Raw genomic sequence first — 17,128 nt, 5'->3', positions numbered from 1 at the left:
TACCCGCCTTTACTATAAAGTTTAGTCTATAATCCTGACCTGATGATTATCTGAATTAGCCATTTTATTCTTCACTCTTTATCCTTATATATTTATTCGTTATACTCCTATTTTTATTTTTGGTTTATTGTGATTCAGTAGCTATTGTGATTCAGTAGCTTGAAGAATATCGCGGTGAATATCCTGCATGGTCTTTTCCACCTGAGCCAGCGTCCGTGCGCAGTCCTGCAGGGTGTCAGAATGCTGAGAAATGGTGTCAGTACTTAGGGTGCTCTTATAGCGGAGCTTATGTTCCAGACTAGCCCAGTAATCCATCGCAATGGTTCTGAATTGAACTTCCACAGGGGTCGTCTTGACTCCAGTAGTCAGGAAAACTGGAACCCGGTAGATAACGTGAAGACTGCGGTAGCCGCTGGGCTTAGGATGGGCAATATAATCCTTTACCTCTACAATCTCAATGTCGGACTGCTGAGAGAGCATCCGGGAGACGGCGTAGACATCATCTATGTAGTTGCATATAACCCGGATGCCGGCAATGTCAAAGATATTCTTCTGCAAGGCTTCCATTGTCAGGGGCAGTCCTCTTTTCATCAGCTTTCCCAGGATAGACTGGGGGCTTTTCAGCCTGCGTTCCATGTGATGGATAGGGTTATGCTCATAGCGGACGTGATATTCATCATCAAGAATTTCTAGTTTGGTGCTGATTTCCTGCATGGCTCCGCGGTAAACTTGCATGAGATCAATAAAATCGGTCAGATGATCCCTGATAGCACCTCCAGCCTCAGCATGATCAGAAGCATGATTAGGATCTACTTGGGAAACCAGATCATGGATTGTTACATTCTTTGCCTGATTATCAAGGGTGCCTTCTGCTCCATCTTCTGCATATAAATTGGGATTTTGAGCAGCCAGTCTTTCTAATTCCTGCTTTAATTGCGCGCTGTTCAATACCGGCTTATTGTCAAGAATCATGGTTCCCCTTTAAAACGTCTTTTAAGTTTTCTTGTGTCTTATTGAGACGTATTCTGTTGTACTTCGCTTACCTTCTCCTATGATAGGGGAAACACGCCACCGAGTGAAGGTCTTTATCCTCATACCGCTAATATCACAAGTATGAATGAAGACATGATGACAGCAGAAGAAAAGCAGAATCTGGCAGACAAAGACGAAAGCCAGCTTTCGCGGGATTGTCAGGAAACCGGCCGCGGCAGGGGAGTATATTATGTGCATACCCTTGGCTGTCAGATGAATGTTCACGATTCTGAACGGATTGCGGGCGTTCTGGAAGCTGATGGATATGTGAAAGCCACCAGGCGGCAGATCGAGAATAATGATCTTGATCTAATTGTTATGAATACTTGTGCTGTTAGAGAGAACGCATCCAACCGCATGTACGGGACCTTAGGCCAGTGGGCAGAGCTAAAAAGGGAACGCCCCGGCCTGCAGATTGCTGTGGGTGGCTGCATGGCCCAGAAAGACAGGCGTAGGATTGTGCAGAGAGCCCCTTGGGTTGATGCTGTCTTTGGGACAAAGAACATTGGCTCATTGACCGGTTTACTGAAGAAAGCTCGTTTGGAGAATCGCAGCCAGGTCCAGGTGGCAACCGATCTGGATTATTTCCCCAGCCAGCTGCCGGCCGCCAGGGCTTCCCGAGTTTCCTCCTGGGTCGCGATTTCTGTAGGATGCAATAACACCTGCACGTTTTGCATTGTTCCCTCGGTCAGGGGTAAGGAAAGGGACCGACGCCCTGGTGACATCTTAGATGAAATTCAGCGCTGTGTAGATGCCGGGGCCAAGGAAATTACCTTACTGGGGCAGAACGTTAATTCTTATGGGTATTCGACTGGAGATCGCTATGCTTTTTCTAAGCTCTTGCGTGCCTGTGGAAAAATTGATGGTTTGAAAAGGGTTCGTTTTACTTCTCCGCACCCGGCTGCCTTCACGGATGATGTAATTGAAGCCATGGCAGAAACCGATAATGTGATGCATCAGCTCCATATGCCTTTGCAGTCAGGGTCTGACCGAATTCTTAGGGCTATGCGGCGTTCCTACAGGGTTTCGCGGTTCAAAGGAATTATAGATAAGGTGAGGGCTGCCATGCCTGATGCGCAGATTACAACCGATATCATTGTGGGATTCCCGGGAGAAACAGAAGATGATTTCCAGCAGACCATGGATCTGCTCAGGCAAATCCGTTTTTCCAGTGCCTATACTTTTGAGTATTCTCCCAGGCCGGGCACTCCCGCTGCTTTGATGGAGCAAATTCCTCCTGAAGTTATGCGCGATAGGTATACCAGGCTGCATGATATGCAGGAAACGATTACTGCTCAGGAAATGCAGAAGTTCCTTGGACGCACAGTCGAGGTTCTGGTGACAGGGCAGGGACGAAAAGATTCCAATACTCACAGGGTTACCGGCCGGGAAAGGACAGGTGCTCTGGTTCATATTGGAGTCCCCGCTGGTCAGGAAATTCCTCAGACCGGAGATTTCGTTGACTGCACAGTGACGGATTCCTCCAGACACTATCTTTTGGCAGACCCCCAGCCAGAAGCCGGCCAGGTTTACAAGGTTCACCATTAATTCTCTCTTTCGCTAAAAAGAAGGTGAAGTGATGGCTGTGCCTACCAATCGCATGAAGGTCGTATCCATCCTGGGCCCTACTGCTTCCGGCAAGACCAGTTTGGCAGTCAAAATTGCTCAGGCTCTCACTGCCGCAGGAGGTGAAGCCAGGATCATCAATACTGATCCCTATCAGATGTATCGGGGAATGGATATTGGGACCGCCAAGGCAACGGATGAAGACAGGTCGCTGGTTCCTCATTATTTGATTGATATTATTGACCCCGAAGACACCATGACTGTAGCACGTTTTCAGGGTTTGGCCCGCTCCTGCATTTATGATTTGCAGGAAAAAGGAATACGACCAATTCTTGTTGGCGGGTCTGGTTTGTATGCCCGGGCTGCCATCGATGATATTTCTTTCCCCGGAACTGACAGTCAGATCCGCCGTCAGCTGGAAAAGAGGGGAGAAGACATTGGCGCAGACGCTCTTTTCCACCAGCTGAAAGAGAAGGATCCCCTGGCAGCGTCACATATGGATCCTCGCAATATACGCCGAACCATACGAGCCTTGGAAGTTATTGAGCTGACGGGGAAACCCTATTCGGCGACCCTTCCTCACTATCGTTATCTCATTCCTTCTTTGCAGATTGGTTTGGACCTCGATCGGTCTGATCTGGATCAAAGAATTGATCAGAGAACCCACATAATGCGGGAGGCGGGATTCAGCCGCGAGGTGAGGAATATTCGTCCCCGTCTAGGGCCTACTGCAGCACGGGCTCTGGGTTACCAGCAAATTAGCGACTACCTTAATGGGAAGATAAGCGAAGATGAGGCCTATGCTGACATCGCTCAGAAGACCAAACGGCTGGCCCGCCGTCAGATGGGTTGGTTTGGCCGAGATCCGCGTGTCCACTGGCTGAATGCCGTGGATCCGGATTTGCTTCAGGCTGCTCTGGCTCTTATCCATCAGGCTGATTCCGGTGCGTTTGATGATTTTGATGCCGGAGCCGATGATTATGTTCAGCATCATTTGGGTCAGATTCGTTAATTTTGTGGAATTCACCATAAAGTGAGAGCTACCTGCCTGAAAATTCGTTATCCTTGTGTACGTTATGGCAAGAGGAAATTCATCATCACGCAGACCCGGAGACCTGGATTCCGGGAATCAGAAGCGATCCACCGAACGGTCTTCGCAGCGGACCCCTGCACGAAGCGGGTCTGCATCAGCAGGGAACAAGTCGACTGGTAGACAGGAAGAATCCTGGTGGCACAAGGCCCTTCTTTTTATACCCCGGTCCTTGGGGAATCTGCTGCGGTCAGTGACCGGGGTTGGAACTGATGATAATGAAGCAAGCCGGGATGGGCTTTGCTTCATATTGGTGATTTTTGCCATTCTTTTTATTGCCAGTGAGTGGTTTAGGGTTCAGGGAGTCTTCGCCAAAGCACTGCATATCTTTGCTTCCAGTCTGTTTGGTCTGATGAGTGTAGCCCTGCCTATTTTGCTCCTGCTTATTGCCTTCAGACTCCTAATCAACGTGGGGGAGAAATCTGAGTACGACAATGCCCGGGTAGTTTCCGGTTGGTTCCTTCTTATGTGGACCATATGTTCCATCATTGATGCCGTGAAGTCTGCCCCCCTGCATCATTTTGAGTGGGATTCCATTCAGAAATCAGGTGGTCTGTTTGGTTTTGCTCTCGGTTCTCCTTTATCCTGGGGCTTGTCTATTCCTTTTGCCGTTATTGTTTTTGTGGTCATAGGGCTTTTTTCGCTCTTACTGATTTCCAGGACCCATTTGACTGAAATACCACAGCTTCTGCATATGACTTCCTCTGCTCACCAGGCGGATTCAGAAGAGGACTTCCCCCAGGAGGTGCAAGTTGGTGACAGCACTATGCACTTTGCTGATGGGGTTCCTGCTCATGATGGTGGAGATGATCAGGAATCATCCAAACCTAAGCTGATGAACCGTTTTCTGGGATTTTTCCGCAAAAAAAGCAGGGATCAGGGATTAGATGAGTATGAAGGCGATACTGCATTTGACCAGGCTCACAAGCTGGAAGATTCAGAAGACGGTGTAACCCGGCTTATGGAAACTCACGACGAAACTGGTACTATGGCTATGCCAGCTGCAGGTTCTGATTCTGCTCACGGGTACAGGCCACAGGGTAGCCAGGCTACTCTTGCTATTCCGACCGCTTCGTCTGCTTCTCCCTTATCTTCTTCCTCAGCGGCAGCCAACAAGGCTGGGTCAGACAGTCAGGAATTTACAGTGGAAGATGATGGCCGCAGCCTCCCAGGGCAGGAGCAGCCTTATAAACTTCCTTCTTTGGATATGCTGGTTCGCGGTAAGCCTCATGCTACAAAAACTCCAGAAAATGAGCGTGTTATGGCCTCTCTGCAGGCAACCTTCCGGCAGTTTGGGGTGGATGCCCGCGTAATCGGTTTCCTTCGTGGTCCTTCTGTGACTCAGTATGAGGTGGAACTGGGGCCAGGAGTTAAGGTTGAGAAGGTTACCAATCTTCAGAGAAATATTGCTTACGCTGTCGCCAGCTCGGACGTCCGCATTCTTTCCCCCATTCCAGGAAAATCTGCTATTGGTATTGAAATTCCCAATGCTGACCGTGAAATAGTTCATCTAGGTGACGTTCTGAGATCTGATGTTGCCCAAAAGGACCCCAACCCCATGATGGCTGGTCTGGGTAAGGATGTGGAAGGCCACGTCATTACAGCCGACTTGACCAAAATGCCTCATCTGTTGGTTGCTGGTGCCACCGGTTCCGGTAAATCGAGTTTCATCAATTCCATGCTGATGTCGATTGTTATGAGGGCAACTCCGGAACAAGTCCGCCTTATTATGGTAGATCCCAAGAGGGTGGAACTGACTGCTTACGCTGGCATTCCTCATCTGCTTACTCCAATTATCACCGATCCCAAGCGGGCTGCTCAGGCTTTGGAATGGGTCGTCAAAGAGATGGATGCCCGTTATGATGATCTGCAGTATTTTGGTTTTAAGCATGTGAAGGATTTTAATAAGGCGGTTCGCGAAGGGAAAGTCCACGCTCCAGCTGGGTCGGGTAGAAAAGTAGCCCCTTATCCTTACTTACTCGTTGTTGTTGATGAAATGGCAGACATGATGATGGTCGCCAAAAATGATGTTGAAAGCTCTATTCAGCGGATCACTCAGCTGGCCCGTGCCGCAGGCATTCACCTGATCCTGGCAACACAGAGACCTTCGGTTGATGTGGTAACTGGTTTGATTAAGGCGAATATTCCTTCCCGTCTGGCTTTTGCAACTTCTTCAGCAACTGATTCCCGAGTCATTCTTGATGCCACAGGTGCTGAAACTCTGATAGGTCAGGGAGATGCTCTCTTCCTGCCCATGGGGCAGGCAAAGCCGATCCGTGTTCAGGGATCATGGGTAGGGGAATCTGAAATTCATCAGGCTGTTGAGTTTGTCAAGACTCAGCGCAAGCCCAAATATCGTCAGGATATTGAACAGATGGCCGAGCAGCAGGATACCAAGAAAGCCATCGACGAAGAAATCGGAGATGATATGGATGAGCTTCTGCAGGCTGCAGAGCTGGTTGTTAGCGCTCAGTTTGGCTCTACATCAATGCTCCAGCGAAAGCTGAGGATTGGCTTTGCTAAGGCAGGCCGTCTGATGGATCTGCTGGAATCACGGGGAGTTGTTGGACCCTCTGAAGGATCCAAAGCCCGGGAAGTTCTTGTTCAACCTGACCAGTTAAGTCAAGTTTTGGCCTTTATCCGGGGTGATGCTTCCCAAATAGAATCGGCTTCTGCTGCAGGCTCAAATTCCCCTTCAGAACCAGGTCAAGAGGTGCAAACAGAACCTAAGCCGAAGGCAGAATCTAGTTCTGGTGACGTGTCGGATGAGAGATCTAATCAGCTTGGTCGGGAAAATTTTGCCGGTCGGACACCAAACTCTGCAGATCAGGCATCTCAGGCATCTTCTAGCGGTGCCTATCAGCCTCCTGAAAATTCCGAAGCATACTATCCTTCTGCAGAAGCAGTAAAAAATCTGAAACTCAATGATTTCAACACACCGCCTCATGTGGATAATGAAACAGTCCAATCTGATAATGATTATGGCAAGTATTACTCGCGGGAGTAATTTTGACGCCCGTTAGGATTAGTCTTATCTGGTAGAAAACTCCGAAACTCACGGAAGACTGGAAATGAAGAACAACGATAGCTCTGCCAAAAAATCGCTCTTCGATGGATGGAACAGTGCCCCGAATATCGTTACCTATATTCGGATTATTCTGGTTATTATCTTTATTATCCTTACCGCTCAGGCCGGCCCCTTTGGAACTGGGTCCTACACGAAACGCTGGATTGCTGCCCTTTTGTTTATCTTTGCTGCCAGCACCGATAAGCTGGACGGATATTTGGCCAGGAAATATAATCAGGTCACAGAACTGGGCAAGTTGATGGATCCGATTGCTGATAAGCTTCTTATTTGCTCTGCACTAGTTCTCCTTTCTATTTTTGGCGAACTCTGGTGGTGGGTGACTATCCTCTTCCTGATTAGGGAGATTGGCATTACTGTCATGCGTTTCTTTGTGATAGATCAGGGGGGCAAAGTTATTGCTGCCAATCAGGCAGGGAAATATAAGACTGTCTCCGAATGTGTAGGTTTAGGTATGCTTTTGGTCCCTGTTTGGTCTAAAACTGGCCTAGAGGCTGGATGGGTGAAGGTTTATCTTGCCGTTTCTCTGGTGGTGGTACTGATAGCCCTGGTCCTGTGCCTATATTCCGGTTATATGTATGTTCGCTCAGTTGTGAAGGCTCGCCGGTAAATAGGTAAGGCTGTCAGAGTAGTTTCTGCTTCTTTTCTCAGTTGGTGAGGTGTAAGAATGAATCAGCCAGAACAACAAACTCCCATAGAATCAGATCAAGACGAGCGCGATAGGGAAGCAGCCCAGATTCTTGATTTGTGCAGGAAGCGAGGATTATTCCTGGCCTGTGCAGAGTCTTTGACTGCCGGACTGCTTTCTGATGCCTTTGTTCGCATTTCCGGTGCTTCCGATGTTTTTTTGGGTTCGGCAGTAACTTACACAAATGAGGAAAAGGAATCCATCCTAGGCGTCGATAAGGCCTTGTTGGATACCTATGGAGCAGTACATCCCCAGGTTGCCAGGCAAATGGCTCATGGAGCAAGCAGACTCTATTCTGCTGCTGATAAGCGATTTTCCAATAAGGTGATAGGGCTATCGACAACTGGTGTTGCTGGCCCTGGGCCGGACGGAGATAAGCCAGCAGGCTTGGTTTACATTGCCTGTGCCCTGCCTTATGGTCCAAATCACAGCAAACCTGGTATTGAACCTATGTCTGATGAGTCTGACAAGTTTGGCAGCCGTCGCTCTGAGATTCAGTATGAGGATTCGCTGAGATCCCGTGCCTGGGTATCTGCTTCTTACATAAGAGAACTCCGATGCCAGGGTGACAGACAACAGGTTCGGGAACAAACTGTTTCTGCTGTTCTGAGACTGGTCCTTGATCAGCTTTCCGGGCGTGAAAAAGCCGGAAATCAGCTTGCACGATTCTGAACAGTCGATTCTCAACAGGATGAATAAGTTCGTAGACACAGTCTCCCATACTTTCGTATTTTCTGTTACCTGCATCACATAGATTTGAGCTCTTGGAATAAAAGAATGGTTTATGTGTTGTGCTTGGTAATCCATCTGATAACTAAGAAATGAAATGAGGAATAACCATGGCGCAAACAACTATTCAGCTTGTACATCCAACTGGTACTCGACAAACCCCAGCCATGGCTGTGAGGAATACCGAAGCAATCAACAAGAATCTTACCCCGGCTCAGCGCAGGGCGGTAGAGTTGGCTCAGCAGCAGATTATTAAAGCCCGTCAGGCCCGCGCAGCTAAGGATGAAAGGGAGAACACCCTTCACCGGATGTGGGCTAATTCGGAAAGTGACGATGATATGTATACACCTAATCAGAAGGCGTCTAAAAACCGAAGCGGAGACTCTGATGTATCCTTGCGCAAGGTACAGGGTGGAATCCTCAGATCTCTGAGAACAAAAGACCATAAGACTCTCAGGGAAATCAGCGAAAAAGCCGGTGTTTCTTTGGGGTACCTGTCAGAAGTAGAGCGCGGTCAGAAAGAGGCTAGCTCTGATCTGCTGACATCCATCACCGAAGCATTGGGGGTTCGCCTCTCTGACATGCTGATGATGGTGGCAGAAGAGCTGAAAATCGCGGAAGATAAGGCTATGACAGCAGCAGGGCAGGTTGTCGGTCCACCTGTGAATCTTGTGTAAGAAAGCTTGCTTTCGTGTCCCTGGGTCTGTTGATAGAAACTGGTGATGTGTCTGTCGGCAGGCCCTTTTTCTGTTCATAAATTGATTAACAGGGCTTTTCTCTGCACAGGCTTTGTGTAACCGCCCGAGTGAATTATAGGTTAGACAGGATAAACTTGAAAAGGTGCACACTGGCCTAAGTGTCAGGTTAGATGATACATATTGTCTCTTAAAGGGTGTGAGCTGAGCATTATGTCGATGCGGGAACGTGAGTTTTGGGAGCTGCTGGAAGAAGTGTTTGGCCGTGTGTACGGCAGAAGTATAGCGGCTGACCAAAGGCTGGTGAAATTGTCTTCGCAGACCGTGTATGAGGCGCTGGACTCTGGGGTGGAGCCGCGGGTGGTATGGAATGTGCTCTGCGACCAAATGGATATCCCCGATTCGCAGAGATGGGGCAAGAATCATAATGCGCCTCCTCTTCCGGCTGATTCATAATAAGCGTGTTGGAATCGAACATTTGTTCGAACTCTATTGTAATATGAAGATAACAAAAAAAGAAGCCCACCATGCGGTGTGTTATCCACATTTGACCACATTGTTTTTTTGGGGACCTAAAATCACTCAGGAACAGGTATATTAGGTAAGGCACACTCACGTTAGGAGAACAAATGGCACGTACAAAGGATGCGGCAAAAGCGCAGGATGCTCAGAGGCAAGCAGCCTTGAACACTGCACTGGCGCAGGTCGAGAAAGCTTTCGGCAAAGGGTCTGCTATGCGGCTGGGTGACAAACCCGTTACCCATGTTGAGGTTATCCCTACAGGTTCCCTTGCACTCGATATGGCTTTGGGCATTGGAGGGCTTCCTCGGGGCAGAATTGTTGAGATTTTTGGACCTGAGTCATCAGGTAAGACAACCATTGCCCTGCATGCAGTTGCGAATGCTCAGCGCAACGGGGGAGTAGCTGCTTTTATTGATGCAGAGCATGCTCTTGATCCTGAATATGCCCGGAATTTAGGGGTCGACACTGATTCCCTTATAATTTCGCAGCCTGATAACGGAGAACAGGCCCTGGAGATTGCTGATATGCTGATTCGTTCCGGGGCTTTGGACATTATTGTCATAGATTCCGTTGCTGCTTTGGTTCCTAAGGCTGAAATAGACGGGGAGATGGGTGACAACCATGTTGGCTTGCAGGCTCGGCTAATGAGCCAGGCTCTGCGTAAGATGACTGGAGCCCTGTCTCAGTCACATACTACCGCTGTTTTCATCAACCAGCTCCGCGAAAAAATTGGTGTTATGTTTGGCAATCCGGAAACAACCACAGGTGGTAAGGCCCTGAAGTTCTATGCCTCTGTTCGTCTGGATATTCGACGTGTTCAAACTCTCAAAAACGGAGATGAGGCGATAGGTAACAGGACCCGAGTGAAGGTTGTCAAGAATAAGATGGCTCCGCCCTTTAAATCAGCAGAATTCGATATTCTTTACGGAGAGGGCGTTTCCCGCGAAGGTTCGATTATTGATATGGCTTTGAGTACGGGGATTATCAAGAAATCTGGATCCTGGTTTACCTACGATGGTGATCAGCTTGGTCAAGGCCGTGAGCGAGTTCGTCAATTCCTTAAAGATAATCCGGAGTTGGAAACTGAGCTAGAGACTAAAATTAAGGTTGCCTACGGTTTAATTCCCGATCCCAATGCTGCTCAGGAGGAAAAAAATACTGATAGTGAACAAAAGGGGGCTTCTTCTGACAATATCAGCACGGATAAGGCCTAGATATTTGGCTGAATCACCAGAATCATCTTCTTCATCTTGCTATGTGAGTGCTCATGATTTCGGCTGAAGAATTTCTTTCACAACTGCCACAGCAGAATCCTCCAGATCCGCCGTTGCCTGAGTCAGGCTCAGATTCTGACTCAGCAAAATCAATCTCAGAAGAACTACAGACAGGTAGTGATACTGCGGCCGTCCAGAACAGTGATAAATATGCAGCGGGTACAAATGCAAGCAGTGTGACTTCAGAAGAGTGGAATAGTACTGATTCTAGAGCCAGCCGGATGAAATCGCCGGAATCAAACCTTCTTCGCCCTGCTGAAGAGAATCGCTGCCAGGAAGCTGCTCTGCGTTTATTGGATGCGGCTCCCCGTTCTTCTGGAGCTTTGCGCCAACGTCTGATTGATAAGGGATTTGAAGAACACACTGTTGATCGGGTGATTGACAGACTTACTGACTCTCAGCTCATAGACGACGAGACGTATGCCAAAGCTATGGTTCATTACTGTCTGAGCAGACAATTAGGAGAGTTTGGTACCCGAAGGGAGCTGCTGAAGAAAAAAGTCGGGCAAGGGCTCATCGATACCTGCCTGGAGCAGGCTCGGCAGGATGGTTTATTCGATCAGGCCTTGCAGGAACTTGCAGTTAAAATTGCCAAGAAGACTCGCGGATTGGACAGAAAAGTCAGGTTACGGCGCTTTTGGTCAGCAGGAGCCAGAAAAGGCCATAATCTGGAAGCTATTAAACGATATTCTTCTTATGTGTCTGGAACAGATAATATGACAGACGACCTTGCTTCACTAACATCTGACGATTCGCATAACTCACGATTCTCACGCGTCTCACAATTCGACGGAGACTAAAGGAGATTGACGGATACTAAAGGAGACTAAAAAAGTGAGACCTCTTATACCCCGGGTTCTGTCGTTAAACGGATGGTCATCCATCTCGACCTAACGTTGCCGCTAGGCTCCAGCAGCCTACCCGGAGACTCGAACGAGCAGCTCTTATCGTCTCCTACTTGGCCTTGCTCCCGATGAGGCTTGCCTAACAGTCTAATGTTGCCATCGACTTGGTGGTCTCTTACACCGCCGTTTCACCCTTACTATCCTGTCTTCCTCCCTGCTTTCAGCAGTTCCCACACTCGGTGGAAAGGAGAACAAGACAGCGGTTTGCTTTCTGTTGCGCTATCTCTCAGGTTGCCCTGGGCGGACGTTATCCGCCATCGTGCTCTGTGGAGCCCGGAAGTTCCTCAGCATTATACCTTGTATAATGCCGCGACCATCAAGAGGTCTCACAGCAACCATAGCAGGAGAGGGGAACCATGTGAACTATGAAAATCGTGAAAATCAGGGTGAGAATCCGTGTGGGAGAAAGCAATCACAACGAGAGAGGAAAGACAAAAATCTTACAATTATCATAATGTTTATGCGACACGTTAAGTTCTTTCCAAGAAAATGAGCTAGTATAAAAATAACGACAGCGATGTCGTTACCGTTACCAATAAGCGGGACAACCGCTCCCAACCTGAGGAGGTTCACATGGAAATTGCAGTAACAGGAAGGCGAAGTCAGATTTCGCAGAAATTCCGGGATGTTATTGAAAGCAAGATGAATCGTGTGACCGCAATTGCACCTGATGCACAGCGCGCCACCGTGGTTATTACCCATGAAGGCAATCCTCGCCAGGCGGATACAGCAAAACGTGTAGAAATTACCGTATATGCCGGGCGAACTGTCATCCGGGCTGAGGCTTCCAGCAGTGACGAATACAGCGCTCTGGATCTTGCTCTGGATAAGCTGACCCTGCGTCTTCGTAGGTCCAGAGATCGACGCAAGGATCATCGCCGCGGCTATAACGAAGCAGTTCCTGTAGATCTGGGGCCAGTCCTTCTTCCAGAGGAGTCGGAAGCAGAACCTGAAGATGAGCAGGAAAGCAGCAACAGCACCGACGAAGCAGTAGCGGGAGAGTTGGGTCCTGGCGAATCCGTAGAAGTTCGTGTGGGAGATACTCCAGTTACCATTCGGCGTAAGCTCCATATTGCTGAACCCATGACTATTGATGATGCTATCAATCAGATGGAACTGATCGGTCACGACTTTTTCCTTTTCGTTAATATTGATACTCATCGGCCTTCCGTGGTCTATCACCGCCATGGATGGAGCTATGGTGTATTTGAAATTGATACTCCTGAGAACGTCGGGAAAAAGAACTAAATAATAAGCTTTCATATGGCTGCCGTGGTTTCGCCTGTTTACCTCAACTGGAACGAAGCCACGGTTTTTTATGTGACGACGCTGCTGGTACTATCAGTATAAAAGAGAGCTAAAAGAGAACTAAGAGAGAGCGAAAAGGAAAACTAATCGTGAAGTCAAAAAGAATGCAGTCTCTTATCACTCGGTCAATCATAAAATATCAGAGCGATTGGGTACTATAATAAAAGTTTGTCTGTAGCGGATTCACTGTCTGGACAAGTGTGAGTCCGTAAACTATGCACAAGGAGCATGCAGTGTCATTACTTGATAGAGCACTACGTATGGGCGAAGGTCAGCAGCTGCGCAAGCTGAAAAACGTTGCTGATGCTACAAATAAGTTAGAAGACGAGATTTCTGCCCTGACTGATGATGAATTGAAAGGTCAGACGGCTAAATTTAAGCAGAAAATCGACAATGGTGCAAAACTTGATGACATTATGCCTGAGGCTTTCGCCACCGTTCGTGAAGTTTCCAAGAGAACACTAGGGCAAAGGCACTTTGATGTTCAGCTGATGGGCGGTGCCGCACTGCATTGGGGCAATATTGCTGAGATGAAGACCGGTGAAGGCAAGACCCTGGTTGCAACACTTCCGGCTTACCTTAACGCCTTGGAAGGCAAAGGCGTACATGTAGTGACCGTGAACGACTACCTGGCCAGCTATCAGTCTGAGCTCATGGGTCGTATTTTCCGCTTCCTGAACATGGAAACAGGCTGTATTATTACTGAACAACAGCCGGCAGAGCGCCGCAAGCAATATAATGCTGACATCACCTATGGAACCAACAATGAATTTGGTTTCGATTATCTGCGTGACAACATGGCATGGGATAAGAGCGAACTAGTTCAGCGCGGCCATCATTATGCCATTGTGGATGAGGTTGATTCTATTCTAATTGATGAAGCCAGGACTCCTCTGATTATTTCTGGCCCGTCCGAGGGGGATGTTACTCGCTGGTACCGGCAGTTTGCTAAGTTGGCCCCCAAACTAGAGCGGGACGTGGACTATGAAGTCGATGAAAAGAAAAAGACCGTCGGCATCCTGGATCCTGGTATCACTAAAGTGGAAGATTATCTAGGTATTGATAATCTTTATGAACCCAGCAATACAGCTTTGATAGGATACTTGAACAATGCCATCAAAGCTAAGGAACTCTTCCTGCGTGATAAGGATTATGTTGTCCAGGGTGGAGAAGTTCTGATCGTCGATGAACACACGGGTCGCATGCTTCATGGCCGTCGCTACAATGAAGGCCTGCATCAGGCTATTGAAGCGAAAGAAGGTGTGGAAGTCCAGGCAGAAAATCAAACTTTTGCTACCATTACCTTGCAGAACTATTTCCGCATGTATGACAAGCTTGCTGGTATGACTGGTACTGCAGAAACAGAAGCCGCAGAATTTATGAACACCTACAAGCTGGGTGTCATTCCTGTTCCTACCAATCGTCCCATGATTCGCAAGGATCAGGATGACCTGATTTTCCGTACTCGGAAGGAAAAGCTGGTTGCCATTGTTAAGGATGTGGCCGATCGGTATGCTAAGGGACAGCCTGTCCTGCTGGGTACTGCTTCTGTAGAATCATCAGAAGTTGTTTCCTCCCTGCTTGATGTTGCCAAGATTCCTCACAAGGTACTTAACGCCAAGCACCATGAAGCTGAAGCAGCTGTTGTTGCTGTAGCTGGCCGCAAGGGAGCTGTGACTGTGGCTACTAACATGGCAGGTCGTGGTACCGATATTATGTTGGGCGGGAACGTGGAATTCCTGGCAGACCAAAAGCTTAAATCTCAGGGCTATTCTGCTGAGGACACTCCGGAAGAATATGAGCGTCTGTGGGGCAAGACCCTGGATCAGGTTAAGGATCAGGTTAAGGAAGAACATGAGGAAGTAGTTGAGCTGGGTGGCTTATACGTTCTGGGTACAGAGCGCCATGAGTCCCGCAGAATTGATAATCAGCTCCGTGGCCGCTCCGGTCGTCAGGGAGATCCAGGCGAATCCCGTTTTTACCTGTCTCTGGAAGACAATTTGATGCGCCTGTTCAATACTCAGCTGGTTGCTGCAGTTATGCGTAATAATATGCCTGAAGGTGAGCCTCTGGAGCAAAAAAGTATCTCCAAGGGAGTGCGCAATGCACAGAAGTCAGTGGAAGCCCGCAACTACGAGATGCGTAAAAACGTGCTGAAATATGACGATGTCATGAATAAGCAGCGTACCGTTGTTTATAAGGAGAGGATGGAAGTTCTCAAGGGAGCTGATATTGCAGGCGACATCCAGGACTTCATCAGGTCAGTGGTTGAATCTTACGTTCGCGGGGCGTCCCGCGGCGGCGACAAGGTAGCTCAATGGGATTATGAAGGCCTTTGGAATGCAATAAAAAGTATTGTTCCTATTGATTTTGATACCGATGAGATTGAAGACCAGATTGTCAAGCTTAAGGGAGACAAGGCCCGCAAGAAGCTTGTTGATCTTATCTATTCTGATATTAAAGATGATTATGATCAGCGTGAAGATCTGGTTGGCCAGGACAATATGCGAGAAATTGAGCGTAGGGTAGTTTTGGCTACTATGGATCGCAAGTGGCGCGAACATCTGTATGAGATGGATTACCTCAAGGATGGTATTGGTCTGCGAGGCATGGGCCAGCGTGATCCTTTGGTGGAATATCAGCGTGAGGGCTATCAGATGTATAACTCTATGGTGGATTCCATTAAGGAAGAAACCCTCCAGCTTCTCTTCAATCTTGATTTGAAAGCTGTCTTGGCCGCCCAGGAGGCTGAAGAGCAAGAGGGGGATGCTGACCAGGAAGATTTCGAATATTCATCCCCCGTAGATCCGGATTCCACCGAATCGGATGGGTCCGAGCTTGACGAGTCTGATTTGTCAGCAAAGCAGACAGAGAAAGAAAGGGAAGCGTCTGCTGAAGATGAAGAAGAGGGAAGCCGAAGCAAGAGCTATGAAGGCTCTGTTACCGGTATGGCCCCTCTGTCTCATGAGGAACAGAAAGTCCCCGTATCCAAGAGGCCCAAGAGCAACGAGCTCAAGACCCCGTGGGCTGACGGAAGAACTTTCCCCGGAACACCCAAGAATGCTCCCTGCCCCTGCGGGTCAGGACGGAAGTACAAGATGTGTCACGGGAAGAATGAAGCCTGAAAGGAGCGTACCAGCATGCATACTATGGCAGTAGATATAGGCGGAACAAAGATTGCCATTGGGATCTGCGATGAAGATGATTCCATTATCAGATCATGGACAATTCCTACCCCTAAAGAGGCTGAAGATATTGACAAGCATATTGCTGCCACTTACGCCGAAGCCAAGAAAAGTTATTCTGATATTGCCGCCATTGGAATTTCGGCTGCAGGGAATATCAAGGAAGATAGGCGGACTGTTACCTTCTCTGCCAATATTCCTGCTTGGATTGAATATGATCTGTCGGGCCATATTGAAGATCTGATCGACAGAGAAGTTCCGGTTATTGTGGAAAATGATGCTAACTGTGCCGGTTGGGGTGAATATGTTCATGGTGCTGGCCAGGGGCACACCAACATGGTTGCTTTGACTGTCGGTACTGGTTTGGGCGGTGCAATTGTGCTTAACGGCCAACTCTACCGCGGATCTTTCGGAATGGCTGCCGAGCTGGGGCATATCCCCATGGTTCCCGACGGTGATTTTTGCGGATGCGGCCTCAGGGGATGCGCTGAGCGCTATACCTCAGGCAATGCTTTGGAGCGCTTCGCCCGGTCTGCTATCCGCCGCCGCCCTGAAGATGCCAAACGGCTGCTTGAGCTCTGCAATGGCGATATTGACGAGCTGAGAGGCAAAATGGTGTCTCAGGCTGCTAAAGAGGGCGATGCTCTTGGACTCTATGCTTTCAACAAGATTGGAGAGTGGCTGGGGCGGACTATGGCTTCCATCTCAGCTGTGCTGGACCCTGATATTTATGTGATTGGAGGGGGAGTGGTTGCCGTTGGCGATATTCTCCTGGACCCTGCTCGCGCTGCTTACAAGCGTTTCCTCCAGGCTAGTGCCTACCGGTCCCATGCTGACATTGTTCCGGCAACAGCCGGTCAGGATGCAGGTTTGATCGGAGCTGCAAATCTGGCTTTACGCTAGATGGATAGATGACCAATGCCAATCCACAGTGATACCCAACGGTGATAACCCACAGCTGACGATGGATTACAGCGAACACAAACTTTTGCAATGATTCAATGATTAGCTGAATAGCGCCCGTACTCTTTTTGTTAGTAACCATATAT

The 17,128-nt window shown here is 48.5% G+C and carries 13 protein-coding genes and 1 other RNA gene; 12 read left to right on the top strand and 2 right to left on the bottom strand.

Annotated elements, in window-relative coordinates; translation table 11 throughout:
* Positions 1-141: 141 nt before the first annotated feature.
* On the bottom strand, positions 142-972 hold the full coding sequence (locus tag SCIP_RS04020) for a GTP pyrophosphokinase (RefSeq protein ID WP_006293246.1): 831 nt from the start codon (positions 970-972) through the stop codon (positions 142-144).
* Between the two features lie 141 nt (positions 973-1,113).
* Between SCIP_RS04020 and miaB the strand changes: the two genes are divergently transcribed.
* From miaB to SCIP_RS03975, 9 genes are all read left to right on the top strand, one after another.
* Entirely contained in the window at positions 1,114-2,580 is a 1,467-nt protein-coding gene (gene miaB / locus SCIP_RS04015) for a tRNA (N6-isopentenyl adenosine(37)-C2)-methylthiotransferase MiaB (RefSeq protein WP_040590632.1), read from the top strand.
* Positions 2,581-2,611: 31 nt separating this feature from the next.
* Positions 2,612-3,610, top strand: a complete 999-nt coding sequence (miaA, locus tag SCIP_RS04010) for a tRNA (adenosine(37)-N6)-dimethylallyltransferase MiaA (RefSeq protein WP_040590629.1) — start codon at positions 2,612-2,614, stop codon at positions 3,608-3,610.
* 64 nt (positions 3,611-3,674) lie between these two features.
* Positions 3,675-6,695: a DNA translocase FtsK gene (locus SCIP_RS04005; RefSeq protein ID WP_040590628.1), complete on the top strand. Its 3,021-nt coding sequence runs from the start codon at positions 3,675-3,677 to the stop codon at positions 6,693-6,695.
* 64 nt (positions 6,696-6,759) lie between these two features.
* Positions 6,760-7,383 (top strand): CDP-diacylglycerol--glycerol-3-phosphate 3-phosphatidyltransferase, encoded by a 624-nt coding sequence (gene pgsA / locus SCIP_RS04000; protein WP_040590626.1) that lies wholly within the window; start codon positions 6,760-6,762, stop codon positions 7,381-7,383.
* A 57-nt stretch (positions 7,384-7,440) separates the two neighbouring features.
* A complete protein-coding gene (locus tag SCIP_RS03995) occupies positions 7,441-8,133 on the top strand; it encodes a CinA family protein (RefSeq protein ID WP_006293240.1) in 693 nt (230 codons plus the stop codon).
* Between the two features lie 167 nt (positions 8,134-8,300).
* Positions 8,301-8,867, top strand: a complete 567-nt coding sequence (locus tag SCIP_RS03990) for a helix-turn-helix domain-containing protein (RefSeq protein ID WP_048349266.1) — start codon at positions 8,301-8,303, stop codon at positions 8,865-8,867.
* 237 nt (positions 8,868-9,104) lie between these two features.
* A complete protein-coding gene (locus SCIP_RS03985; RefSeq protein ID WP_040591140.1) occupies positions 9,105-9,341 on the top strand; it encodes a DUF3046 domain-containing protein in 237 nt (78 codons plus the stop codon).
* A 173-nt stretch (positions 9,342-9,514) separates the two neighbouring features.
* Positions 9,515-10,621 carry a recombinase RecA gene (recA, locus tag SCIP_RS03980; protein WP_006293237.1) on the top strand — a complete coding sequence of 369 codons (1,107 nt, stop codon included), beginning with the start codon at positions 9,515-9,517 and terminating at the stop codon, positions 10,619-10,621.
* A gap of 236 nt (positions 10,622-10,857) precedes the next feature.
* Positions 10,858-11,481: a regulatory protein RecX gene (locus SCIP_RS03975; RefSeq protein ID WP_231287983.1), complete on the top strand. Its 624-nt coding sequence runs from the start codon at positions 10,858-10,860 to the stop codon at positions 11,479-11,481.
* A gap of 31 nt (positions 11,482-11,512) precedes the next feature.
* Here the strand turns inward: SCIP_RS03975 and rnpB are convergent.
* Positions 11,513-11,915: RNase P RNA component class A (gene rnpB / locus SCIP_RS07620), an RNA gene on the bottom strand.
* A 244-nt stretch (positions 11,916-12,159) separates the two neighbouring features.
* On the opposite strand from rnpB, the gene hpf reads away from it, so the two are divergent.
* The 3 genes from hpf (at position 12,160) to SCIP_RS03960 (ending at position 16,982) form a co-directional block, all read left to right on the top strand.
* On the top strand, positions 12,160-12,834 hold the full coding sequence (hpf, locus tag SCIP_RS03970; RefSeq protein ID WP_006293235.1) for a ribosome hibernation-promoting factor, HPF/YfiA family: 675 nt from the start codon (positions 12,160-12,162) through the stop codon (positions 12,832-12,834).
* A gap of 320 nt (positions 12,835-13,154) precedes the next feature.
* Positions 13,155-16,019, top strand: a complete 2,865-nt coding sequence (secA, locus tag SCIP_RS03965) for a preprotein translocase subunit SecA (protein WP_231287981.1) — start codon at positions 13,155-13,157, stop codon at positions 16,017-16,019.
* Between the two features lie 15 nt (positions 16,020-16,034).
* On the top strand, positions 16,035-16,982 hold the full coding sequence (locus SCIP_RS03960; RefSeq protein ID WP_006293233.1) for an ROK family glucokinase: 948 nt from the start codon (positions 16,035-16,037) through the stop codon (positions 16,980-16,982).
* The last annotated feature ends 146 nt before the right edge of the window (positions 16,983-17,128 follow it).

It is taken from the genome of Scardovia inopinata JCM 12537 (assembly GCF_001042695.1).
GTDB classification, from domain to species: domain Bacteria; phylum Actinomycetota; class Actinomycetes; order Actinomycetales; family Bifidobacteriaceae; genus Scardovia; species Scardovia inopinata.
The sequence above is the reverse complement of the archived record's forward strand: the minus strand, read 5'-3'. Positions and strand labels throughout refer to the sequence as shown.